Origin of the sequence: Pseudomonas sp. 15A4 (assembly GCF_016925575.1) — a bacterium.
In the GTDB taxonomy this organism is placed as follows: Bacteria; Pseudomonadota; Gammaproteobacteria; order Pseudomonadales; family Pseudomonadaceae; genus Aquipseudomonas.
In genome coordinates this window covers 4,196,935-4,221,310 of the sequence record NZ_CP068986.1, presented here as the reverse complement: position 1 = coordinate 4,221,310, position 24,376 = coordinate 4,196,935, and the positions used below count along the sequence as shown (strand labels likewise).

Below are 24,376 nucleotides of genomic sequence, written 5' to 3'. Positions count from 1 at the left end.
TTGTTGTGATGGGCATGTGGCGTGGCGTCAGGAATGACGCGTGTGTCTGCGGCCTCTTTCAAAAAGGGCCGCAGACGGGGTTTGATCAGCCTTCACCCAACTCGCGCATGACGGCGTACAAGGCGGACTTCGCTTCAAACCCGACACCTGGAATATCCGGTAATCCGACGTAGCTGTTTTCCACCTTGATCCCGTCGGCAAAACCGCCGAAGGGCTGGAACACGTCCGGGTAGGATTCGTTGCCGCCCAGGTGCAGGCCGGCGGCGATGTTCAAGGACATTTGGTGACCACCGTGGGGCACCACGCGGCGGGACGACCAGCCCATGTCTTCCATCACCTTCAGCGTGCGCATGTATTCCACCAGCCCGTAGGACAGCGCGCAGTCGAACTGCAGAAAGTCGCGATCAGGGCGCATGCCGCCGTGGCGCAGCAGGTTGCGGGCGTCCTGATGGGAAAACAGGTTTTCACCGGTGGCCATGGGCAGCTCGTAGTGATTGGCAAGCTCGGCTTGAAGCGCGTAGTCCAGCGGGTCCCCGACTTCTTCGTACCAGAAGAGGTTGTACTTCTTGATGGCTTCGGCGTAAGCAATGCCGGTTTCCAGATCGAAACGGCCGTTGGCATCCACCGCCAGACGACGTCCGTCCCCGACCACCTCTAGCACTGCCTCGATGCGGCGGATGTCTTCGTCCAGGGGCACGGCGCCGATCTTCATTTTGACCACGTCATAACCGCGATCCAGGTAGCTCTGCATTTCCGCCTTGAGCTTGGTCTGGTCCTTGCCTGGGTAGTAATAGCCGCCCGCGGCATAGACCCAGACTTTGTCATCGGCCACGCCGTTGCGGTAACGATCAGCCAGCAGGCGATACAGCGGCTTGCCTTCGATCTTGGCGACGGCGTCCCAGACCGCCATGTCAAGGGTGCCGACGGCGACCGAGCGCTCACCGTGACCGCCTGGCTTTTCGTTGGTCATCAGGGTTTTCCAGATGGCGAACGGATCGAGGTTGTTGTTTTCATGATCGACAAGGGTGTCGGGGTCGGCTTCGGTGACGCGCGCCAGGAAGCGATCACGCATCAGCGCGCCTTGGCCGTAGCGACCGTTGGAGTTGAAGCCATAGCCGATAACAGGTTTGCCGTCGCGGATCACATCGGTGATCACCGCCACGACCGAGCAGGTCATCTTGGAAAAATCGATGTAGGCGTTGGCGATGGGCGAGGCAATGGAAACGGTTTTTTCTCGGATGTCGACGATGCGCATGACGGGTTCCTCTTGTTGTTCGTGGCCCCACGTTAGGCTTTGCGACGACACCCGCCCAATGCTATTAATGCCGCACCCTATGCACAGGAGGCATGGCCCCTTGGAACTCGTCTGGCTTGAAGATCTCTCGGCGCTTGCGGAGTACGGCAGCTTTGTCCGTGCCGCCGAAGCACGGCACGTTACCCAGCCGGCCTTTAGCCGCCGGGTTCGCTCGCTGGAGAACTGGATGGGCGTGGAGTTATTCGTGCGCACGCCTCAGGGCGCCACGCTGACGGAGGCGGGAAGGCAAATTCTGCCGAGGGCTCAGGAGGCGGCCCGGCACCTGTACCGGATGCGTAATGAGGCCCAGGAAGTGGCCGGGATGGCGGCGCGCTCACTCAAGTTCGCGGCCACGCATTCCCTGTCGTTCACTTTCTTTCCCAAGTGGCTGCGAAGCTCGGAAAATGCCGCGCTCATCGAGGCCGTGCAGCTGCACTCCGACAGCATGGCGGTCTGCGAGCAGATGCTGATCCACGGCCAGGTGCAGTTCATGCTCTGCCATCGCCACCCCGACGTGCCGCCGCTGCTGGCGCCTGATCAGTTCATCAGCAAGAAGGTCGGTGAGGACGTGCTGGTGCCCCTGGCGAGCACATCGACCCGCTTTGGCACCACGCCGGCGGCGTTGCCGTATCTGGCGTACACCCATGAATCCGGGCTGGGGCGCATCGTCGCCCACCGACTGCGGGGCAAGGAAGATTACCTTCACCTCAAACCGCTCTTCAGCAGCCACCTTGCAGCCGTACTCATGTCCATGGCCCTGGAAAGCAAAGGCGTGGCGTGGCTGCCGAAAAGCCTGACCGAGCAGGAAGTGCTGGAAGGGCGCCTGGTCAGAGCGCTGGATGAAAGCTGGGACATTCCGCTGGAAATTCACCTGACTCGGCCGAAGGCGCAGCTGAGTCAGGCGGCGGAGGCGTTTTGGGATGAGGCGGGCGGTGACGTCGGGCTGGCATTAGGCGGACGGGCGGGTTGAGTCGATCAGCCTAATGGACCGGCACCTGGCGTTTTAAAAGACCGAGACATCAGGTTGAAGATCACTCTTCGCTGCGGCCCGATTCTCGTTCTTCGAATGTCAGTCTGCCCAAGCCTCCATCAAGACTCCGTATGCGGCTGGAAGATTTTGCTGACCACCGCCCACTTGCCTTCCACTTTCAGCAGTTGAAAGAAGTCAGTGAAAGAGAGGCCCGACATGTCATTTGCATCTATCCGTGCGCTGGCGGCAGTACCGACGATTTCGATACGGGTTATAGCGGCCTGGGCGTTCGGTGACGGACGAAAGTCTTCGTCGATTCCCTTGAACAGAATTGAAATCGCGCCGCCTGCGAGTTTGCCATCGGCGCCGACGCTGTACATCGTCGCATGTTCGTTGAACGCGGGTTTCATGATGCTACTGTCGGCCTGCCTGCAGCCCTCGATGTATTTATTCAGCACGTCGGTGATGGCTTGGTATTCATCTACGTAGGTAGGTTTATTCACGATGGTATGACTCACTTGTTTGTCATGGGGTTGGGTATCTGCCTGGGCAATCGTGCCCAAACTGGAAATCAGGGCGACCAAAAGCCAACGCTTCATGGAAGTCATTTTCATGTCTCAACTCTTATCAATTAGCAGTGGTATCCAGCCAGACAGATCCATAACGAGTGTAGGCGACAGGAATCTCGATCATTTCTTTTAGATCATCTGCAGCGCTACGAACCCAAAATGGATCTCGCAGCATTTGCCGGCCTACAAACACCAAATCAGCCTGGCCGTTTTGCAAAATTTCTTCGGCCTGACGTCCGTTCTGAATCACACCGACAGCACCTGTCGCGATATGCAGTTCTTTGCGCAGCAATTCAGCGGCCGGTACCTGGTAACCCGGGTAGGTCTGGATCTTGACCATTTTGATACCGCCGGAACTGCAGTCGATCAGGTCAACACCTTGCTCTTTCATCCAGCGACCGTACTCAAGGAACGACTCGGGCGTGTTGCCGCCTTGCGCGTAATCAGAGCTGGATATGCGGACAAACAGTGGGCGATCCCCCCAATGGATTTTGACTTCCTCCAGCACTTCCCGAAGGAAGCGATAGCGTCGCTTGGGATCGCCGCCATATTCGTCGTCGCGGGTATTGGCCAGCGGCGAGAGAAACTCGCTCAACAAGTAGCCGTGGGCGGCATGAATCTCGAGGACATCGAAACCGGCGTCGCGGGCACGTCGTGCGGCATCGCCGTAAAGTTTGACCAGCCCCGGAATTTCATCCGCCGCGAGTGCGCGTGGAACAGGGCTGGTATCCGTGAAGGGTATGGCGGACGGCGCGATGTGAATCAGATTGGGCAGATCAGCGTTGCGCCCAGCATGGCCGATCTGTGCGCCTGCTTTTGCGCCAAAGCCATGAAGCAGCTCAACCAGCGCTTTCAAGCCAACAACGTGTTCATCGCTCCAGATGCCGAGGTCACCTGGGCCGATACGGCCGTCAGCGTGGACAGCCAATGTTTCTGGAAAAATCAGCCCTGCCTGACCCAACGCGCGAGCGCCGTAATGAACGCGATGCCAGTCAGTGACGAAGCCATCGTCCGCTGCCATGTGCATGCACATCGGGGACATGACAACGCGGTTTTTCAGTGTGAGGCCTTTGATTGTGTGGGGGGACAGCAACAAGCTCATCTGGCGGATTCCATAGTGGTTAATATGGAATGATGCTAGCGTACGCAGCACTGGCGAGTAAGTACGCACAATAATGTGCTGTAGGCACACTTTTTATACCGTGGTGATCACCGTGAAGAAATGTAATCCCCAGGATGAACTCGAAGCGTTCGCGTGCCCCGTCGCGTTTACCGTCGATGTCATTGGCGGAAAGTGGAAGTCGCTCATCCTCTTCCACCTGATGTCAGGAACCCAACGGTTTAATGAGCTGCGGCGCTCGATACCTGACATCACGCAGAGGATGCTGACATTGCAGTTGAGAGAGCTGGAAACTGACGGGGTGATTCATCGCGAGATCTATCGCGAAGTGCCGCCTAAAGTTGAGTATTCGCTCACGCAACTGGGCAACTCTCTCGTGCCTCTGGTGAGTGCCATGCGCGAGTGGGGAGCTGTGCATGAGCGCACGATTCTGGAACTGCGGCGATCTGCAGTCGATGTTGACAAGCTCGAATCTCTGGCTTGAGTCTGCGCAGTAGCCCGTGCGGTGCCGGGCCTGCGCTAGCCCCTACAGGCTATCCGGATCCCCAAAAACATCTGAATCCGCGACCTTAACCATCTCTCCCCTGGATCATTATCCTGCGACCCCCGCCAGGCCATGTGCAGTTCGAACGTACGCGATTCAATCGGCAGCTCCTCCGAGCGCACACCACCCGCAGCCGTCAGCACGGCAGCGGCGTAGTCAGGCACGGTCGCGACGATGTCGGTCCCGGCAATCAGCGTGGCCAGACCGTTGAACTGCGGAACCGCCAGCACGACGTGGCGTTTGCGGCCGATTTTTTCCAGGTGTTCGTCGATGAAGCCGCCGAGGTCGCCGGCGAAGGACACCAGGGCGTGGGGGCGGGCGCAGAAATCATCCAGGGTGATCGGTCCCGGCATGGTGTCGGCGCGCAGCAGTTTGGGTTTGCTGCGGCGCAGCACTTTGCGCTTGGCATTGGCCGGGAGGTCGTCGGTGTAGCTGACGCCGATGGAGATTTCACCGGAGGAGAGCAGCGCCGGCATCAGGATGTAGTTGGTGCGGCGCACCACCAGCACGATTCCCGGTGCCTCCGAACGCAGGCGCTTGAGCAGTGACGGCAGCAGGGCGAACTCGACTTCGTCGGACAGGCCAATGCGGAACACGGCGGTGCTGGTGGCCGGGTCGAAGTCCGCGGCGCGGCTGACGGCGGTGGAGATGGAGTCCAGGGCAGGGGACAGCAGGCCGAAGATCTCGATGGCCCGCGCAGTGGGCTCCATGCTGCGTCCGGTGCGCACGAACAGCGGATCGTCGAACAGCCCGCGCAATCGCGACAACGCCGCACTGATCGCCGGTTGTCCGAGGAACAGCTTCTCCGCCGCGCGGGTGACGCTGCGTTCGTGCATCAGAGTTTCGAAAACGATGAGCAGATTGAGGTCGACGCGACGCAGGTCGTTGCGATTCATGACGGGGGTCTCGGGGGCATTGGTCGATACATTGGCGGCCCAGACGCGCGCCACGTGTTCAGCTCAGGCAGGGATATTACGGGTAAATACCGGTTGTCTGCATTGTTGAATTTTCCTGCAACGCTGTAAATGTGCTCCGAGGCGCACCCAATGGTGGTTGCCGATGAAACCTTGACCCGCAAAAACACACCAATGGCAACGTGCTGGCCCTTTGTAATCCGGTGCGTCGCAGCCAGCGCGGAGCACGGGATGCATCGATCTTCAGGCTTCGGGTTGCAATGTCGCGGTGAGCACCCAACAATGTGCGCCCAGCAGGCCCGGGACGGCCGCGCAAGATTCAGCAGCTGCCTGAGCCATCAGAATCGATGGCAGGCATGTCGACTATTAATAGCCACTGATAGTGTTACCGGCGGCGCCCGGATAGAGTTCATGGCATCAAGGTTCATAAGGCGAGGTTCGAAATGTCCCGCACGATCCGTTTTCATCAGTTCGGTCCGGCCGAGGTGCTCAAAGTAGAAGAGCTGCCGGTCGCGTTGCCTGCACCCGGTGAGGTGCAAGTGCGCGTTCAGGCGATCGGCGTTACCTGGTACGACGTGCTGTGGCGACAAAATCTGGCTTCATCCCAGGCTCGCCTGCCGGCCGGTCTGGGTTCCGAAATGGCGGGCGTCATTACGGCTATTGGCGATGGCGTGACCGATCTGAAAGTGGGCGACAAGGTTGCCAGCTTCCCTTCGGCGGACGTCAATGTATACCCGGTCTACGGCGAGCTGATTCTGCTGCCCCAGACTTCCGTGACCCGCTATCCAGACGTGCTCACGCCCAATGAGGCGGCCGTTCACTACACACCGATGCTGGTGGCGTACTTTGCGTTCGTTGAACTGGCGCGGGCAAAACCTGGGCAAACGGCACTGGTCACCGATGCAAGCCATTGCGCGGGCCCTGCGTTCCTGCAATTGGGCAAGGCGCTCGGCATCAAGGTGATTGCCGCGACCAAGACCGAAGCGTGCCGCGATTACCTGCTGAAAATGGGTGCGGACAAAGTGATCGTTACCGAAGAAGAGGATTTGCTTCTGACGATCAACCGTTACACCGACAACCGCGGCGTGGACATTGTCCTCGACGGTCTGGGTGGTCCGCAGATGTCAATTCTGGGTGATGTGTTGGCACCCCGTGGCAGTCTGATTCTTTATGGCCTGCAGGGTGGTAACCAGACGCCGTTCCCGGCGTGTGCAGCGTTTCAGAAGAACATCCAGTTCTTTGTGCACTGCGTGGGTAACTTCACCGGTAAGCCGGAGCTGGGCATCAAGCAGGACGAAGAAGCGATCAAGCGTGCCTTGCGCGACATCAACCAGATGACGGCGGACGGCATGCTGTTACCGCAGATCACTAAAGTGTTCCCGTTCGATCAGTTGGTCGAAGCCCACCGTTTGATGGACGGTTGCCCGGTAGGTGGTCGTGTAGTGGTTGAGGTTGATCCATCCTGAGCGCAGACCATCGCGCTCATTGAACGCTCGACGCTTTTGACCTGGCGTCGGGATTGAGGTGCCGGAGACCGATTTGAAAGTTATCCGCCCTGTCAGTGACGGGTCACGTTGTACCACTGAAGCCTTCCTGGAAATTCCGGAGGGCTTTTTTGTTTATAGGGTGTTTAATTCATTGATCGACACGCTAAGTGAACGATGTTGATGAATCCCCTAAGTAATTGAATCAATGCACTGTTCGCTTTTAATAAACGCTGATTTAAACATCCTTGTTTAATTCCTAAATGGATTTGTCGAAAGGAGAACCTTTACGTGTCGGCGATGGCTGGCTTGTAATTGTGCTTCAAGCGTCGATAATAGTTTCAATAATTAGAGACTCAAGGAACGAGAAGATGCTTGTTGATCTGCCGCCGTCTGCGTCGCCTGATAATCGATCCGGCACGTCCGTTGTTGTTGGGCCTGCCGCGTTTCTATCCAATAAGCCTTTTACAGAGAACAGTGTCACCAGGCTGATCAGTCAGGTATTGAAGCCATGAGTTCAATGCATGAACAAGCGATGAACTATGTCTACCAGCAAGTGCTGCAGCGGCTTTCGGGTTATTTGAATCGAAACGAACGAACAGCGTTGCAGTTGTTGATCCAGCGCTTGATCGTTGCAGCGGGCGGTATTGAAAGGATCGGCGGCTACAAAGTGCTGGTCCCGTTCAGCGGCGGTAAGGACAGCGCCTATACCGTGGCCATGTTGCGTGCTGCTCAACTGAGTATCGCCGCACGTGGACCGGCAACGTTCAGACTACGGATCGCGAATATGCGTCATGCGGGTATTACGTCGGCGGTGATGGGCAACATTGATCGCTGCTATTCGGCGCTGTTTCTGCACGACGACCCGAGGGTCGAGCTGCTGGTGATCGATCATCAGTACGTACAGATTTTCGAGCCCGACTTACCGTTTTCGACGGCGGGTCGTGAGCAGAATCGCTCCGACGTGCTGCTGGGCGGGCATCTGACGGCTGGCGATGCGCGCACCACTTTCTGCAACAGCTGTTATCTGGGCATGGCGGATTTTCTGGTCCGTGCCGCCTGCTGGGGGCGGCGTCAATGCCGTGATCAGTGGCGACTCGCTCAAGGAGCAGAAGCAATACGCGACCTGGATCATGCGTCTGGCGCGGCACGGGGGGCAGAAAATGGAGCCTTGGCACACCCTGGGTTTCAGTGGGGCATTGAGCGTCATCGACAGCCTTGGGCGCGCCTATTACGAAGAGCTGTACGGCGAATCCGCAGAACCGTCGGGCTACAGCCGGCCACCGGTGTACCCGAACCGAACTATCGTCCCGACCTTGCTGACCGCTGCGGACCTCATCGGCTACCGCGCGGAGGAACACTGGGGGCTGCTGACTGACTTTCTGGGCTTCCGGTTTGATGACCTGGCGTTCAGCTTCAGCGAGTCAGACTGCGCCAATCCCTTACTGATGGCCCACCTGCGCGGGCTTAAAGCCGAATTCATCGAAGGTCGGACCTACGCCGACGGCATCGCAGAGTACCTGGAACTGGCAGCCGCCATGATGCGCCGCAAACGCATGCCTGTACGCCTGATCAAGCAGGCGCTGGCAGCCTACGACAGCCCGGAGAAAATCGCCGATCGCCGTCAGCTTGCCGAGGGTTATGGCCAAGAGGCATTTGGCCTGAGCGAGACGCAGTGGGTTTGCCTGCTGTTCTCGCCGTTTGTCGACACCGGCGCGAGGCTCGAGGATTTCCTGCGTCGCTATCACCCCGGCATGCTGGTCGGGCTGAGCGATCTGCACAAGACCCTTGCCGGGCAGTTGGCCCCGGACCTGGTGCCGCATTGGCTGGTGGAGGTCAGCGGTCTGAGCCTGAAGGGGCTGCAATCGCTTTACGCCAAGCGCCACGTGGACTTCAACGACGAGCGCTCGATCATCGCCAGGGTTCGCGCAAGCGACCCCGACAAACGCCGGGTGACGACGGTCGATCCGCACACCGGCGCCTTGACGACGGAACTGATTTCGGGGCGTTGAACGCCGTGAGGTGAACTGACGCGCAGTGATGCGCTGAGCCTCGTGCGGTCCACGCGGCGCTTTCTCAATGACCCTGCGCCTGGCGCACGGATGGGGTATTCGATGAATAACAACAAAACTGACTTTGCCTACCAGATGGTGTATCGCTACCTGCTCAGGTTGACCAATGAACTGTCCGCCGGGCCCGCCGCGCGCATGCCCTCGTTGCGGCTCCTGGCACGACGGCTGCGGGTGTCGATTTCCACGGTGCAGAACGCCTATAGCCTTCTTGAGAAGGAAGGGCGAATCTGCTCCGTGCCCAAATCCGGCTATTTCGCGCTGCCCAACCCTTGCAACGACATGCCCCTGGAAGGTGATGACGTGTTCACGCGTTTTCATGCCAGTGCCCGGCGTCCGGACATGTTTGTCTTCGGCGCCGATGAGCCCACCCTGCTGGTGTCCCTGCACGGCGCGCTGCTCAGCGTTGAACGCGACCTCATGCGTCACTATCCCTGCCAGCCCGATCCGCGCTTTGAACCCTTCGGCGATATCGAGTTGCGCACGGCACTGGCCGGCCACTACACCTCATCGACCGAGCATTGCTGGCACCCGGACAATGTGTTCATCGGTCCGGACAAGACCGGCGTCTTGAAGACCGTCATCGAAGCGCTGCAGCTACGCGACTGTGCCGTGCTGGTGGAGTCGCCGTGTGGCTGGAGCATTCTGCGTACGCTGCAGACCTACGGAATCCGGGTGATTGAGGTCTGCACGGATGCGCAGGGCGGTATCAACCTCGATGAGCTGGGGGCGTTGATCCAGCGCGAGGATGTGAAACTGGCGATTGTGTCGTCGCGGATGGACCCCGTTCGCGGGCAGAGGATGCCTTCCGCCCAGCGTGCGCGGATGGCGGAGGTGCTGAACCTGCAGGGTGTGTGGGTGCTGGAGAACGATACCCATGGCGCTTTGTGTTTCGAGGACGACAGTTCGCCGTTCCGGGATTTGATTGATCCGGAGCGGCTGTTGGTGGTGGGTGCTTTTGACAAGATGATCGGGCTGGAGGCGCCATTCGGGTATCTGTTGAGTCGGCATTCACGGGCGCTGTTGCATCAGCAGTGGGTGTTGCGGTCGTTTCGCCTGCCGCCCGTCCGGCAGAAGGCGATTGCGCGGTTGTACGCTTCGGGGCAGTTCGACCGGCACTTGCGGGAGTTGCGTGGTTGTCTCGAGCAGCGGGTCGGTGAGTTGGCGAGCGGGGTGGAGCAGTATCTGGGGGATGAGGTGCAGTTTGAGCTGCCCCGAGGCGGGGCGTCGATCTGGCTGGAGAGTGTGCATCGGGTGGATACGGCGCGGGTGTTCAATCGGTTGCTGGAGCAGAGAATCGTGGTGGCGCCGGGGGAGTTGTTTAGTGTGCGGGGGTTGCATCAGCAGTGTTTGCGGATCAGCGGGTCGGTGGATTGGGGGCAGAATATTGAGTCGATGCTAGTGATTGTTCGGAATGCTTTGGTGCAGGAGCGGTTGGGGTAGGGTTTTTTCAGATCAAGATCAAGATCAAGATCAAGGGCGTCTGCCTGGGGGCAGACTGTTTCGCCTTCGGCGAGTTACTTGGAAAAGCACCCCAAGTAACCAAGGGTGCTTGCTCTCGGTTGGGTTCCTCCTTCGTCGGAATACCCTCACTCCGACGACGCTCCGTGGGCCCGCGCCGAACGGACATCCCTGTCCTGACGGCGCTCTCGCCGCATCCATGCGGCTCGGCCCACTACGCGTCGTCTACGTTCAGCCTGCACCCAAGTCGCGATTGGCGGTGACTGAGCCTTTTGTGTATGAATATCAAAAGCAGATCAACGGCTTCCCTGGTTGGACCGGCTTTAGCCGGGAAGAGGCCGGTTCATGCGCCATCAAGGTTGGTCCTGACCGGCTTGATTGATCGTTCCCACGCTCTGCGTGGGAATGCATTCCCTGGCGCTCTGCGCCGAAATCCGGCCGCCAATCCATTTCCGTTTGCCTCGACCGCATTGAGCTGTTATCTGTACGTCCGTCCAGTGTTCCGATTGACGGCCAGCCTTTTCAGTGACTTCCATTTCCACTATTTCCCCCGATAACCGCGCAGTTTCTGTCGAGACTGTGGCGGTTGCGGCTGTCGATCCTGAAACGGGTTATCGGGTCGCGGTGCGGGAGTTGTGTGAGTTCACGGCGAAGGCGGGGGATCTCGATTTGCGGTTTACCCCGTCGCCCACGGCGCAGGAGGGGATTGCCGGGCATCGGACGGTGGCGGCGCGGCGGGGGCCGCAGTATCAGGCTGAGGTGGCGTTGAGCGGGGTGTTTCATGAGCTGAGGATTCGGGGCAGGGCGGATGGCTACGATGCGGCGCTGAACCAGCTCGAGGAGATCAAGACCTATCGCGGCGACCTGAGCAGCCTGCCCGCCAACCATCGGCAGCTGCACTGGGCCCAGGCAAAGGTGTACGGCTGGTTGCTCTGCCAGCAAATGCAGCTGGCCGAGGTCAATCTGGCGCTGGTGTATTTCAACATCATCAGCGAGCAGGAAACCCTCATTCAGCAGCGTTTCACGGCCGCCGAGTTACAGGCGTTTTTCGAAATTCAGGCGGGAATTTTCCTGCAGTGGGCGCGGCAGGAACTGGCTCATCGCGACACCCGAGACCGTGGGCTTAGCGCTCTTAAGTTCCCCCATGCCGGTTTTCGTACCGGGCAGCGGGTGTTGGCCGAGTCGGTGTACAAGGCGGTCAGCACCGGACGCTGTTTGATGGCCCAGGCGCCCACCGGGATTGGCAAGACCATCGGCACGGTGTTCCCGATGCTCAAGGCCGCGCCGACGCGCAAACTGGACAAAGTGTTCTTTCTCACTGCAAAGACGCCGGGACGCAAGCTGGCGCTGGATGCGCTTAGCGTGATTGGGCGAAGTGCCCCGGAGCTGAGCCTTCGGGTGCTGGAGATGGTGGCGCGGGACAAGGCCTGCGAATACCCGGACAAGGCCTGCAACGGCGATTCATGCCCGCTCGCCAAAGGTTTTTACGACCGGCTGCCGGCGGCGCGCAGTGAGGCAACGATCAAGCCGTGGCTCGATCAGGCAGGCGTGCGTGAGGTTGCGCTGGGCCATCAGGTTTGCCCGTACTATTTGAGCCAGGAGCTGGCGCGCTGGTCGGACGTGGTGATCGCCGACTACAACTACTATTTCGACCTCAGCGGCATGCTGTTCGGGCTCAGTCAGTTCAATCAGTGGCGCGTCGCGGTGCTGGTGGACGAGGCGCATAACATGGTCGAGCGGACGCGGTCGATGTACAGCGCAACCCTCGATCAGTACAGCATGAATCAGGTGCGGCAGAGCGCGCCGGAGCCGGTGAAAAAGCCTTGCAGCGGCTCAATCGCGACTGGAACGCCCTGCACAAGGAGCAAGTCGCGCCCTATCAGGCCTATGCCGCCACGCCGGCCAAATTTCTCAACAGCCTCAATTTGTGCATCACGGCGTTCGGCGACTACTTCAACGAGCACCCCCATGCGGCCAACGGTGAGCTGCAGAGCTTCTATTTCGAGGCCATCCAGTTCGGTCGCATCGCGGAGTTGTTCGACGAGCACTTTCTGTTCGACATCAGCAAGCGTGAGCTGGGCAGCAAGTCGCTGTCGCGCCTGTGCCTGCGCAACGTTGTCCCAGCGGGTTTTGTGCGTCCGCGCCTGACCGCGGCGATCAGCGCAGTACTGTTTTCCGCGACCCTCAATCCACGGCATTTCTACCGTGACCTGCTGGGCCTGCCCGATACCACGGCGTGGGTCGACGTCGAGTCGCCGTTCCAACGCTCGCAGCTGGATGTGGAAATCGTCAGCCGCATTTCCACCCGCTACACCCATCGGCAGGCCTCGCTGGCGCCCATCGTCGAGCTGATGGCGCGGCAGTTCGAGGCGCGGCCGGGGAATTATCTGGCGTTCTTCAGCAGCTTCGACTACCTCCAGCAAGTGGCAGATCTAATGGAGCGCAGCCACCCGGCCGTGCCTGTCTGGAAGCAATCCCGGGGCATGGCCGAGGCGGAACGGCAGGCCTTTCTCGAGCGGTTTACGCCGGGCAGTCAGGGCATCGGTTTTGCCGTGCTGGGCGGAGCATTCGGCGAGGGCATTGACCTGCCGGGAGCGCGGTTGATCGGCGCGTTCATCGCCACCTTGGGGCTGGCGCAGATCAACCCGGTCAACGAGCAACTCAAGCAGCGCATGAGCCTGTTGTTCGGCGCCGGTTACGACTACACCTATCTCTACCCCGGCATGCAGAAAGTGGTACAGGCCGCCGGCCGAGTGATTCGCGGCCTGGACGATCGCGGTGTCGTAGTGCTGATCGACGATCGCTTTGCTGAGCGCAAGATTCAACAGCTGTTGCCGGCGTGGTGGCAGCTATGATGTGGTCCAGCTAATTGTCTCAAGGCGTTACGGATCGATAGCCGAGCGCCACGGTCCAACTGCCAGTAAACTGCCGCGGCACTGTCATTTCAGGCGGCTTTTAAGGTTGTTTCCCGCTGGGTCGGGACCTTTTCTTTTTGTCTTTTCCTATTTTTCATCCACGGAGGTTTCGCATGAGTATCAGTCCATTCGCGGGCAAACTGGCGCCTGCAGAATTGCTGGTCGATCTTCCTCGTCTGGTGACGGCCTATTACACCGGCCAGCCCGACGCATCGGTGGCGACCCAGCGTGTTGCCTTCGGTACCTCCGGGCACCGCGGCAGCTCTTTCGAATTGAGCTTCAACGAGTGGCACGTGCTGGCCATCAGTCAGGCGATCTGCCTGTACCGGCAGGCCAACGGCATCGATGGCCCGCTGTTCCTCGGCGCCGACACCCACGCGCTGTCGACCCCGGCGGCCGCTTCAGCGCTGGAAGTGCTGGCAGCCAACGGCGTCAACGTGATGATTTCCGAGGGTGACGAGTACACCCCGACGCCGGCGATCTCCCACGCCATCATCTGCTACAACCGCGGTCGCACCTCGGGCCTGGCCGACGGCATCGTCATCACGCCGTCCCACAACCCGCCGGAAAGCGGCGGCTTCAAGTACAACCCTACCAACGGCGGCCCGGCTGACTCGCACATCACCAAGTGGATCGAGAACAAAGCCAACGAATTGCTGGCCGAGCGCATCGTCAACGTCCAGCGCATCACCCACGAAAAAGCCCTGCGCGCCGACACCACCCATCGCCACGATTACATCAATACTTACGTCGCGGACTTGAAAAACGTCATCGACATGGACGCCATCCGTGGTGCCAGTCTGCATCTGGGCGTTGATCCGTTGGGCGGGGCAGGCGTGCGGTACTGGTCTGCCATCGGTGAGCACTACGGGCTGAATCTGGAAGTGGTGAACAAGTTCGTCGATCCGACCTTCCGCTTCATGAGCGTGGACTGGGACGGCAAGATCCGCATGGACCCGTCGTCCAATTTCGCGATGCAGAGCCTGATCGGTTTGAAGGACCGCTTCCAGGTGGCCTTCGCCTGCGACCCGGACCACGACCGTCACGGCATCGTGACGCCAACCGGTGGATTGCTGGCGCCGAACAATTATCTGGCGGTGTCGATCGATTACCTGTTCCAGAACCGTCCGGATTGGCGCGCCGATGCCGCGGTCGGCAAGACCGTGGTGAGCAGCGGGATGATCGACCGCGTGACCCAGCGTCTGGGCCGCCGCCTGTACGAAGTGCCGGTGGGCTTCAAGTTTTTCGCCGAAGGCCTGTACGAGGGTTCGCTGGGCTTTGGTGGTGAGGAAAGTGCCGGTGCGTCGTTCTTGCGTCGCGACGGGACCGTCTGGACCACGGACAAGGATGGTTTGATTCCGGCATTGCTGGCAGCGGAAATCCGCGCACGCAAAGGCCGCGACCCGAGCGAGATGTACAAGGCGTTGACCGATGAGTTGGGCGAGCCGGTGTCGACCCGCGTCGAGGCAAAGGCTAACTTCGAGCAGAAGGCGCTGTTGAGCAAGCTGTCGCCGGAGCAGGTGACGTCGACGGAGCTGGCGGGGAGAAGATCGAAAGCATCCTGAGCAAGGCGCCTGGCAATGATCAGGCAATTGGTGGTTTGAAGGTCATCACCGAGAACGGCTGGTTCGCGGCGCGGCCGTCGGGCACTGAGGATATTTACAAGATCTATGCCGAGAGCTTCAAGGGCGAGGATCACCTCAAGCGTCTGGTGGCTGAGGCACAAGTGCTCGTGGATGGCGCGATAGCGCCTTGAAGGTACGAAGATCAAGAGCGTCTGCCTAAGGGCAGACATTTCGCCTTCGGCGAGTTACTTGGAAAAGTACCCCAAGTAACCAAGGGTGCTTGCTCCTGGTTTGGCCCTTCCTTCGTCAGGGTACCCTCACTCCGACGACGCTCCGTGGGCCCGCGCCGAACGGACATCCCTGTCCTGACGGCGCTCTCGCCGCATCCATGCGGCTCGGCCCACTGCGCGTCGTCTGCGTTCAGCCTGCACCCAAGTCGCGATTTGCGGTGTCTGGACTACCGCGTAGAACATCAAAAGCAAATCAAAGCAAAGCAAAAGCAAAAGCTTCCCGGCTAAAGCCTGTCCTACAGTCCGCGCCAATCCCACTGACAAAACGCGGCGCTTTTGTGGGGCCGTCTTTAGCCGGGAAGGGGCCGGTTCATTCACCATCAATTCGCGGCGTGCCCACTAACGCTTTCCCGGCTAAAGCCGTTCCCACTGAAAGCACGCGGTGTCTTGTAGGACTGGCTTCAGCCGGGAAGCCCTTGATCTGCCTTTGATGCGCTGTTGATCTTGGTACACAAGAAGTTCAGACGACACCTATCGCGACTTGGGTGCAGGCTGAACGGAGGTTTTGCGGAGTGGGTCGAGCCGCATGGATGCGGCGAGAGCGCCGTCAGGGCATGGATGCCCGTTCGGCGCGGGCCCACGGAGCGGGACCGAAGTGAGGGAACCCCGAGGAACGAGGGGCCGAACCAGGAGCAGGCACTTTTGCTTACTTTTGGTGCTTTTCAAAAGTAAGTCGCCGCAGGCGAAACGTCTGCCCCCAGGCAGACGCTCTTGATTTACTGCTCTTAAAGATCAGGCGACATCCACCAGGACGATCTCGCTGTCTTCGATGGCCGTCACCCGCAACACACGCTCATCCTCAACCGCCACACCATCCCGTGCCTCGGCACGGAGACCGTTGATCTCGATGACACCAGTGGCAGGCACCAGATACGCACGGCGGCCAGCGTCCAAGACATATTCAGCCGTCTCACCGGCCTTCAGATTCGCCGCCACCAACCGGGCATTGGCCCGAATCCGCAGCTCGATGTCATCGTCCGCCTTGCCGCTCGCCAGCGTCACGAAGCCTTCGCGGTCGCCTTTCGGAAACGGCTTGGCACCCCAGGACGGCGGAGCACTGACCTCGTCCGGCATGATCCAGATCTGGAAAATCCGCGTCTCCTTCGACTCCAGATTGTATTCACTGTGCGCCACACCCGTGCCGGCACTCATCACCTGCACATCGCCCGCTTCGGTACGGCCGCGGTTACCCAGACTGTCCTCGTGAGTGATGGCGCCCTCACGCACATAGGTAATGATCTCCATGTCCCGGTGAGGGTGACGCGGGAAGCCCGTGCCGGCCTCGATCACGTCATCGTTCCAGACCCGCAGTTGGCCCCAGTTCATCCGGCGCTCGTCGTAGTAACTGGCGAACGAGAAATGGTGATGGGCATTCAGCCAGCCGTGGTCTGCGCCGCCAAGGGATTTGAAAGGTCGAAGTTGCAGCATGATCAGTTCCTCCGTAGCAGGGCCGGGCCTGTGGCAGGGCGCCGCTGGTGATGACTTGTCAGTCGATGGGGCAATGATCTATCAACGTATCATCGATAAAAAGCGTAAGTTCTGCATGATTACAATCGGTTAATTCGATGCTTACACGTTGGTGCGGGCTACAAACCCTCTGCCCTTGATCGGCTAACTCCCTGACGTGAAAGCATTTCACTGGAGCTGAATGACGAATGGGGCGACCATAGGCGCCCTGTCGATAACGCCGAAACCCGGAGCCCGCGTGCCTCACGATTTTTCCGCCGAGCTACCCCTCAATCTTCCAGCCAGCCCTCCCACCAGCTGCCGCCTGACCTGAACGTCCCCGAACGTCTGCCGTTCTTCAAACGGCTAATGGCTCGCATGATCGGAGGCGGCTTGTCGCGCATGCAGGCGCAGCACGTCCCGTCGTGGCAGCAGGGTCATGCCGATGGTTATCTCAACGGCCATGCCGAAGGCGTGAACGAGGGCTACAACGAGGGCCGCTTCGATGGCATCGAAGAAGGTCGGCAAGTGCTGGTGATCCGCGACACGCGGCCATTGGAGCACCGCGGCCCGAGGGTTGACGATCACCTGTTCGACGACTGGCGCCTGCCCCTCACCAACGAGCTGAAAAAGCGCATCAAGGCGGACGTCGCCGAGAAACTGCCTGCTCACGCGCAACCGACCGCCGCGCAATGGAAGATGATTTTCAGCGACACACCCTCGACCTACGTGATTGCCGGCGCCGGGGCTGGCAAGTCGACGTCGCTGGTTCTGCGCGTGCTGTTGCTGAACCACTACCTGGGCTTCGAGCTGGACTCGATGACTGTGGTGACCTTCACCCGCGAGTCGCGCAAGGACTTCATCAACAAGCTGGTCGAGATCATGACGCTGTGGGGCCATGAGCTAACCCTGCGTCAGGCCCGCGAGGTGGTGCGCACGTTCCATTCGCGCATTCTGCCGTTGGTGCGCAGCCTGCCGGGTTTCGAGCAATTGCAGGCCTTCGAGAACCTCAGCAGCCAGTCGGGCCAGCTGATCGACGACAGCGCCGACAGCAACCCTTTCGACCTGCGCATCAATGACGCCCAGCGCCATCAGTTGAACCTCTGCTACCGCGATCTATACGCCGCCAGCCCGCGTTTTCGCGAGGTCATGGCGCCCTTGTACCGGCAGTCCCTGCAACTGAAGGAGCTGGACCGCGATCACCCGGACGTGCAGAAACGCATCACCGTGATTGGCCTGTCGTCCAAGCGCGACGAGGAGCTGTGCGACATCATCGAAGACTTGTGGATTCGCGCTGGCGCCTGGCCGATTCAGGGTGTCGAGCCGATGCGCCAGACCGTCGAGGTCAGCGGCCTGAGCTTCCACGTCCACGGGTATGCCGCCGAGCTGGATGCCTGGATCGTCCTCGGCTTCGACCCCGGCGAAGACCAGCACCTGCGCCGCCCGGATGCCAAGCTGCCGGTGTGGGCGGAGTGGGTGATCAAGCGCACGCTGTTCCAGGCGTTCTGCCGAAAGCCGGTGATCTGGCTGGAAAACTACCAGGCCTCGCGGGGCATGATGCAGTCATTGTCTGGCACGGCCGTGGCGGGGCCGGGCTTCGATTACAAGGTCAAAGGCGAGCTGAGCGCGGCGCCACTGCTGGATTGTTTCGTGGCAGCCACCAGTTTCATCGAAAACCTCGGGCTGGATGTGCCGAGCGCCGTGGCGCAGATGAGCTTTTCCGAGCAGGACCCTGACCGGTTTTTCTTCGAGGCGCTGAGCCTGTTCTGGAAAGCGTTCGAGAACCACCTGCTGGATCAATCGCCGCCGGTGATGACCTACAACCGGATGTTTTCGCTGTTTGGCGAAAACTCGCCGGAAAACCTCAAGCTGGTCAGCGATGCAGGGCTGCGCCCGTTGTCGCATTTGATGATCGACGAGTTTCAGGACGTCTCGCCGCAGATCGTCTCGTGGATCCGCGCCAGTCTGCGGGAGATCCGCAGTCGTGGCCCGGCGCTGCATGTGGGGCGCGGTGCCCAGCGTTCATCACTGCTCTGCGTCGGCGATGACTGGCAATCGATCTACGGCTGGCGCGGCAGTTCGCCAAAGTTCTTCATGGAGTTCCCCAAGGAGTTTTCGTCGCCCGCGACCACCAAGGTCATGCTCAGCGACAACTTCCGCAGCCATCAGCACATCATCGACGCCGCCGAACACATCGTCCGTGCCGCGCCGGCAATCAGCGGCAAGAAGGCCCGCGCCAGCGGCCCGGTGCAGGAGCTGCTGCCGGTGACCGTGCTCGACCGCGACGACGACCGGCTGCTGGCCAGCCTGACCGAGCACTACCACGCCGGCGACTCGGTGCTGCTGTTGTACCGCAAAGGCAGTGAACGCAGCCGCTTGCCGGAAGCCTTGCAGGCCCTCGCCGATGCCGACTTCAGGCTGCCACCCCAGGACCGTCGCCTCAAGCAACTGACCTATCACAGCGCCAAAGGCCTACAGGCCGACGCGGTGTTTCTGCTTGGGGATTGCCAGCATCTGACGCAATCGCCGTACAAGAATCAGGTCTATCGGCTGACGGGGCTGGGCCGGGAAGGGGATCTGGAAGCGTTCGACAACGCGCAGAAAGATGAGGTCTTGCGTCTGGCGTACGTGGCCATCACGCGCGCCGTTCGCCACTGCTACTGGTTCGTTGAGTCTGCTGGCAATGACGATGGGAACATCCCACGTGCGTCGGCCCGGGTGGCGGGGGACAAGGCGTTTTTCGATGATCGCCGAGGGGCCTCTTCCCCTGGCACTTCATCCGGCGAATCTCTCAGCACTTCAGTTGAATAAGTTGAAACGCACAGGCGCTCAGGCCCGATTGAGGTACAGCGAGCGCCTCGGGATGAAGGTTTCCACTTCAAGCTCAATGGCTTCGATGATGCGTTCGACATCTGTGGCATTCATCACCGTGGCGCAGGGGATGGCGGCGATCGCGATCACTGTCTCGCCGCTGGCCCTGTCGAACAGGCGGGCCACCATGCTGCCGGGCGCATCCATGTTGGCTTCGAAGCCCACCGGATGAAAATGCCAGCGCATCAGCTGGCAGGCGTTCGGGAATGTCACTTTATTCATGGACCCACCTCGTTCAATCGAGCACTTCACAAGCTCCGCAGGGTAGGAAAACGGCAGGTCTGTTCAGGCTTCAGCGATCGACACGTCGCGTGATGAAGCCTGACCCGCAGACCACGAGTCAGGTAAAGGTAGCACCGAGTTCTGACAGTGTCGGGAAATAAATCCTACAGAACCGAGAATTTCATTTTGTGATGATCTTTGTCATGAATCGCTTATTACAGGGTCATCGTTCAACAAAGTGCTGAATCGTTATAGCGATCTAATACCTCTGTGTAAAACCGGGTTGGCAGAAATATATATCTCAAAACGCTTAAAGCGCCCGCATGAAAGTTAACGTGCGGCCGATAGCGAGGCGAACGTCAATAATAAGACTCGGCGCAGCAACGGCCTTCCAGAGAGATCATCCATGTCGATAAGAAACATGAACATCGCGCCTCGCGCGTTCCTCGGGTTCGCTTTTATTGCCGCACTGGTGATTGGTTTAAGCGTGTTCTCGGTCAACCGGATGGCGTTGATACGCCAGGCCACCATCGACATGGAATTCAACCAGCTGCCCAGTATCGCCACGTTGAGTGTGATGCTGGAAAACAGTCTGCGCTTACGCATCACCTCGTTCCGAACCCTCGTTAACCGCGAATCGGCTTCGCTGCGCGAGACCGATGCGCGTATCGCCGAACTGATCGGTAAATTGCAGACTGCCAAAAAGCCTACGCCGCTTTGCCGACCGGGGCGGAAGAGTTGGCGGTGTTCAAACAGTTCGAAGCGACGCTTTCAACGTTCCTTGAAATTCAGGCCAAGGTGCTGGAACTGTCAGGTCAAGACAAGATTGAAGACATGCGCGTGTTGATCAACACCCGCATGAAAGAAGCCACCGATCTCATGGGCGCGCAGATCAATCAATTGATTCTCATGAACACCAAGAGCGCAACTGATGCAGCGGCGCTATCCCGCCAGGAGTACGACAGTGCCAATCTGGGCATTATTGGTGTTTCCGTTGTCGCCGTGCTGCTGACGATCCTGCTGGCGTGGTTGTTGACACGCAGTATCGTCAACCCGCTCTCACGGGCGGTGCGCGCGGCAGAAGAGATTGCCGCCGGTGATCTGACCCGCCCCATCGACGTCGACGGCAAGGACGAAGCGGCGCAGCTCTTGCTCGCCCTGGTAACGATGCAGCGCAACTTGCGCCAGACCATCGAGCTGATTTCCGGCTCGTCCACGCAGCTGGCGTCGGCCGCCGAAGAGCTGAGCGCGGTGACCGAAGAGTCGTCCCGCGGTCTGCAGCAGCAGAACAACGAGATCGAGCAGGCGGCGACGGCAGTCAACGAGATGACCGCGGCGGTCGAGGAAGTCGCGCGTAACGCGGTGTCGACCTCCGAAGCGTCACAGCAATCCAACCAGACCGCCCGTCAGGGCCGTGATCGGGTGGTCGACACGGTGAAGTCGATTCAGGACATGACCCAGCAGCTCCAGGCTACTTCCGGATTGGTCGAAGGGCTGGCTGCCCAGGGCCGTGACATCGGCAAGGTGCTTGACGTGATTCGCTCGATTGCCGAGCAGACAAATCTGTTGGCACTCAACGCCGCCATCGAAGCCGCCCGTGCAGGAGAAGCCGGTCGCGGGTTCGCCGTGGTTGCCGACGAGGTTCGCGCGCTGGCTCACCGGACCGCGCAATCGACCACGGAAATCGAGCAGATGGTTGCCGGCATTCAGACGCGCACCGGCGATGCCGTGCAATCCATGTCACGCAACACCGACAGTACTCGCACCACGCTGAGCCTGGCCAATTCGGCGGGCGATGCGCTGGAGCTGATCACAGAAGCCATTGCGCAGATCAACGAACGCAACCTGGTCATCGCCAGTGCATCAGAAGAACAGGCACAGGTGTCGAGGGAGGTGGACCGCAATCTGGTCAACATCCGCGACCTCGCCGCGCAAACGGCGGCCGGGGCGAACCAGACCAGCGCCGCCAGCCATGAGCTGTCGAGACTGGCGGTGGACCTGAAAGCGATGGTGGCGCGGTTTGTGATTTAAGCCGCGCGGTCTGTTCGGGGCGCGCAAGCCTGAAGGACCGGCGCAATCTTGTGGGAGCGAGCTTGCTCGCGGATAGAGTGGCAAAGCCGCTAGATCTCCAGCGGACGAACCTCAGTCTTCGCGAGCAAGCTCACTCCTACACGTCCTGCGGCGTGCCCAAGATCCTGAGTTCACCCCGGTCCCCCCAGAGGTCCTGCGAACTGGGTGATATCGCAAGCATTCCCATATCCCACAGAGTATCTATCAGCCATTCCACGCAGCGGGGTTGACCAGATCCTTCGGTCGCTCCCCGGCCAGGGCCGTCAGCAGATTATCCACGGCACAGCGGGCCATCGCCTCGCGGGTCTCGTGGGTCGCCGAGCCCATGTGCGGCGTCGCCACCACGTTATCCATCTTCAGCAGCGGCGAGTCCGGACTCACCGGCTCCTGCTCAAACACATCCAGCCCCGCCGCGCGAATCTGGCCGTTCTGCAGCGCGGCAATCAGCGCCCGCTCGTCCACCACCTTGCCCCGGGCGATGTTGATGAAGATCGTCTCGGGGCGCATCTGCGCGAACTGCTCGGCACCGATCAACCCCTCGGTTTCAGCGGTCAACGGCACGGTCAGGCAGACGAAATCCGCCTCGCGCAGCACGTCTTCCAGGCTGCGATAACGGGCATCAAATCGCGCCTCCACGGCCGGCTTCGGTGAATGGCTGTGATAGATCACCGGCATCCCGAAGCCGAAATGGCCCCGCTGGGCGACCGCCTCGCCAATCCGGCCCATGCCGATGATGCCCAGGATCTTGCCATGCACATCGGACCCGAAATGCTTCGGCCCGATGTTCTGCTGCCACTGGCCGTCGCGGACCAGAGTGGCCAGCTCCACCACCCGACGGGCCGTCGCCATGATCAGCGCGAAGCCGGTGTCGGCGGTGGTTTCGGTCAGCACATCCGGGGTGTTGGTGAGCAGAATGCCGCGCCGCGTGAGGTACTCGATGTCGTAGTTATCGACGCCCACCGAAACGCTGGACACCGCCTTGAGCTTCGGCGCCAGGTCCAGCAGTTCGGCGTCCAGTTTCACGCTCGCGCCCAGCAAGGCGTCGGCATGGGGCAGGGCGTCGCGCAGACGGGCGAGGCCGTCGCTGGATTTCGGATCATCGATCAGCGTGACCTCGGCCTGGGCTTGCAGGCGCTGCATCAGCGGCGCCGAGAGTTTCTTGTAGAGCACAACATGCTGAGTCATCAAAAGAGTTTCCGATCAAGAATGGGCAGGCGCAGAACCGACGCCGGGCTTGTCGCTCAGGGGCCGGGCCTTGCTGTCCGGTTTGAGCAGCAGCGTCAGCACCACCGACACCAGCAGCGCGCCGCTCATGAACAGGTATGAAGCGCTCAAGGTGCCGGTGACGCCGTTGAGATAACCGACCAGGTAGGAGCCGGCAAACGAGCCCAGCGCCCCGAGGCTGTTGATCAATGCCATGGCGCCGCCCGCAACGTTGGCCGGCAGAATTTCCGGGACGATGGCGAAGAACGGACCATAGGGTGCGTACATGCAGGCGCCGGCAATGACCAGCAGCGAGTACGACCACCAGAAATGCTCAGTGCCCAGTGCGTACGAGCCGTAGAACGCGACGGCAGCCAGCAGCAGCGGTGGCCAGACAAAGGCTTTGCGCTTCTGGGTTTTATCCGACGCCCACGACACCAGCACCATGCCGATCACCGCCGCCAGGTAGGGCAGGGCCGAGAGCCAGCCGGCTTCGACCATGTCCATCTGCATGCCTTTCTTGATGATGGTCGGCAGCCACAGCACGAAGCCGTAAACGCCAATGCTCCAGCAGAAATACTGCGCGGCCAGCAGCAGCACGCGCGGCGAGCGGAAGGCCTCGGCGTAGTTTTTCACCGGCTTGATGCCGACCTGCTCGGCGTCGAGGCGCGATTGCAGTTCGGTCTTTTCTTCAGCGGTCAGCCATTTGGCCTGGGCCGGACGCTCGTCCACCAGACGCCACCAGATAAATGCCCAGATCACCGCCGGCAAACCTTCGACGATAAACATCCAGCGCCAGCTGAAGTGCGCCACCAGATAGCCGGACACCACCGACATCCACAGCATCGTCACCGGGTTGCCGAGGATCAGCACGGTATTGGCGCGCGAGCGTTCGGCCTTGGTGAACCAGTAGCAGAGGTACACCAGCATGGCCGGCATGACGGCCGCTTCGACCACACCGAGCATGAAGCGGATACCGATCAGCATGTAGGCATTGGAGACGATGCCGGTCAGGGTGGCCAGGCCGCCCCACAGAATCAGGCTGACGAAGATGAGTTTCTTGACACTCTTTTTCTGCGCATAGATGGCGCCGGGCACCTGAAAGAAAAAGTAACCGAGGAAGAACAACGCACCGAGCAATGACGACATGCCCGGGGTGATATTCAAGTCTTCGGCCATCCCCGACGCAGCGGCGAAGCCGTAATTGGCGCGGTCCAGGTACGCCAGGCTGTAGGTGATGAAGACGATGGGCATGATCAAAAGCCAGCGACGTTTGAGGCCGGCGTGTTTGACGGATTCGAGCAGCTTTTCCATTTCAGGCTCCCTGAGCATGTTGTTTTTGTCGCAGCAGGTGATGCAGGTTCGGTGT

The 24,376-nt window shown here is 60.2% G+C and carries 12 protein-coding genes and 5 pseudogenes; 9 read left to right on the top strand and 8 right to left on the bottom strand.

Annotated features, from left to right (window positions below):
* Window positions 1–85: 85 nt before the first annotated feature.
* On the bottom strand, window positions 86–1,255 hold the full coding sequence (locus JN403_RS18605; RefSeq protein ID WP_205483673.1) for a mandelate racemase/muconate lactonizing enzyme family protein: 1,170 nt from the start codon (window positions 1,253–1,255) through the stop codon (window positions 86–88).
* Between the two features lie 100 nt (window positions 1,256–1,355).
* Between JN403_RS18605 and JN403_RS18600 the strand changes: the two genes are divergently transcribed.
* A complete protein-coding gene (locus JN403_RS18600; RefSeq protein ID WP_205483671.1) occupies window positions 1,356–2,264 on the top strand; it encodes a LysR substrate-binding domain-containing protein in 909 nt (302 codons plus the stop codon).
* 119 nt (window positions 2,265–2,383) lie between these two features.
* Here the strand turns inward: JN403_RS18600 and JN403_RS18595 are convergent, their stop codons facing one another.
* On the bottom strand, window positions 2,384–2,767 hold the full coding sequence (locus JN403_RS18595; RefSeq protein WP_122625258.1) for a nuclear transport factor 2 family protein: 384 nt from the start codon (window positions 2,765–2,767) through the stop codon (window positions 2,384–2,386).
* Window positions 2,768–2,891: 124 nt separating this feature from the next.
* Window positions 2,892–3,935, bottom strand: a complete 1,044-nt coding sequence (namA, locus tag JN403_RS18590) for an NADPH dehydrogenase NamA (protein WP_205483669.1) — start codon at window positions 3,933–3,935, stop codon at window positions 2,892–2,894.
* A 112-nt stretch (window positions 3,936–4,047) separates the two neighbouring features.
* On the opposite strand from namA, the gene JN403_RS18585 reads away from it, so the two are divergent.
* Window positions 4,048–4,437 carry a helix-turn-helix domain-containing protein gene (locus JN403_RS18585; RefSeq protein ID WP_122534816.1) on the top strand — a complete coding sequence of 130 codons (390 nt, stop codon included), beginning with the start codon at window positions 4,048–4,050 and terminating at the stop codon, window positions 4,435–4,437.
* 42 nt (window positions 4,438–4,479) lie between these two features.
* Here JN403_RS18585 and JN403_RS18580 read toward each other — a convergent pair.
* Window positions 4,480–5,393, bottom strand: a pseudogene (locus JN403_RS18580) (LysR family transcriptional regulator).
* Between the two features lie 461 nt (window positions 5,394–5,854).
* Here JN403_RS18580 and JN403_RS18575 point away from each other — a divergent pair.
* From JN403_RS18575 to pgm, 5 genes and pseudogenes are all read left to right on the top strand, one after another.
* Window positions 5,855–6,877, top strand: coding sequence for a zinc-dependent alcohol dehydrogenase family protein (locus tag JN403_RS18575; RefSeq protein WP_122625243.1), 1,023 nt, complete (start codon window positions 5,855–5,857; stop codon window positions 6,875–6,877).
* Between the two features lie 529 nt (window positions 6,878–7,406).
* A pseudogene (locus JN403_RS18570) lies at window positions 7,407–8,907 on the top strand (hypothetical protein).
* A 102-nt stretch (window positions 8,908–9,009) separates the two neighbouring features.
* Window positions 9,010–10,407 (top strand): PLP-dependent aminotransferase family protein, encoded by a 1,398-nt coding sequence (locus JN403_RS18565; RefSeq protein WP_172611942.1) that lies wholly within the window; start codon window positions 9,010–9,012, stop codon window positions 10,405–10,407.
* Between the two features lie 597 nt (window positions 10,408–11,004).
* Window positions 11,005–13,280 (top strand): annotated as a pseudogene (locus JN403_RS18560) (ATP-dependent DNA helicase).
* Window positions 13,281–13,453: 173 nt separating this feature from the next.
* Window positions 13,454–15,096 (top strand): annotated as a pseudogene (gene pgm / locus JN403_RS18555) (phosphoglucomutase (alpha-D-glucose-1,6-bisphosphate-dependent)).
* A gap of 831 nt (window positions 15,097–15,927) precedes the next feature.
* Here the strand turns inward: pgm and JN403_RS18550 are convergent.
* Window positions 15,928–16,623 (bottom strand): pirin family protein, encoded by a 696-nt coding sequence (locus tag JN403_RS18550; protein WP_205483667.1) that lies wholly within the window; start codon window positions 16,621–16,623, stop codon window positions 15,928–15,930.
* Window positions 16,624–17,010: 387 nt separating this feature from the next.
* Between JN403_RS18550 and JN403_RS18545 the strand changes: the two genes are divergently transcribed.
* Entirely contained in the window at window positions 17,011–19,452 is a 2,442-nt protein-coding gene (locus JN403_RS18545; protein ID WP_205483665.1) for a UvrD-helicase domain-containing protein, read from the top strand.
* An 18-nt stretch (window positions 19,453–19,470) separates the two neighbouring features.
* On the opposite strand, the gene JN403_RS18540 is transcribed toward JN403_RS18545, so the two are convergent.
* Window positions 19,471–19,752, bottom strand: a complete 282-nt coding sequence (locus tag JN403_RS18540; protein ID WP_122534818.1) for a DUF1652 domain-containing protein — start codon at window positions 19,750–19,752, stop codon at window positions 19,471–19,473.
* Between the two features lie 388 nt (window positions 19,753–20,140).
* Between JN403_RS18540 and JN403_RS18535 the strand changes: the two are divergent.
* A pseudogene (locus JN403_RS18535) lies at window positions 20,141–21,765 on the top strand (methyl-accepting chemotaxis protein).
* Window positions 21,766–22,008: 243 nt separating this feature from the next.
* Here JN403_RS18535 and JN403_RS18530 read toward each other — a convergent pair.
* Together JN403_RS18530 and JN403_RS18525 are read right to left on the bottom strand one after the other, a co-directional pair.
* A complete protein-coding gene (locus JN403_RS18530) occupies window positions 22,009–22,989 on the bottom strand; it encodes a D-glycerate dehydrogenase (protein ID WP_205483663.1) in 981 nt (326 codons plus the stop codon).
* A 15-nt stretch (window positions 22,990–23,004) separates the two neighbouring features.
* On the bottom strand, window positions 23,005–24,321 hold the full coding sequence (locus tag JN403_RS18525) for an MFS transporter (protein ID WP_205483661.1): 1,317 nt from the start codon (window positions 24,319–24,321) through the stop codon (window positions 23,005–23,007).
* Window positions 24,322–24,376: the final 55 nt, after the last annotated feature.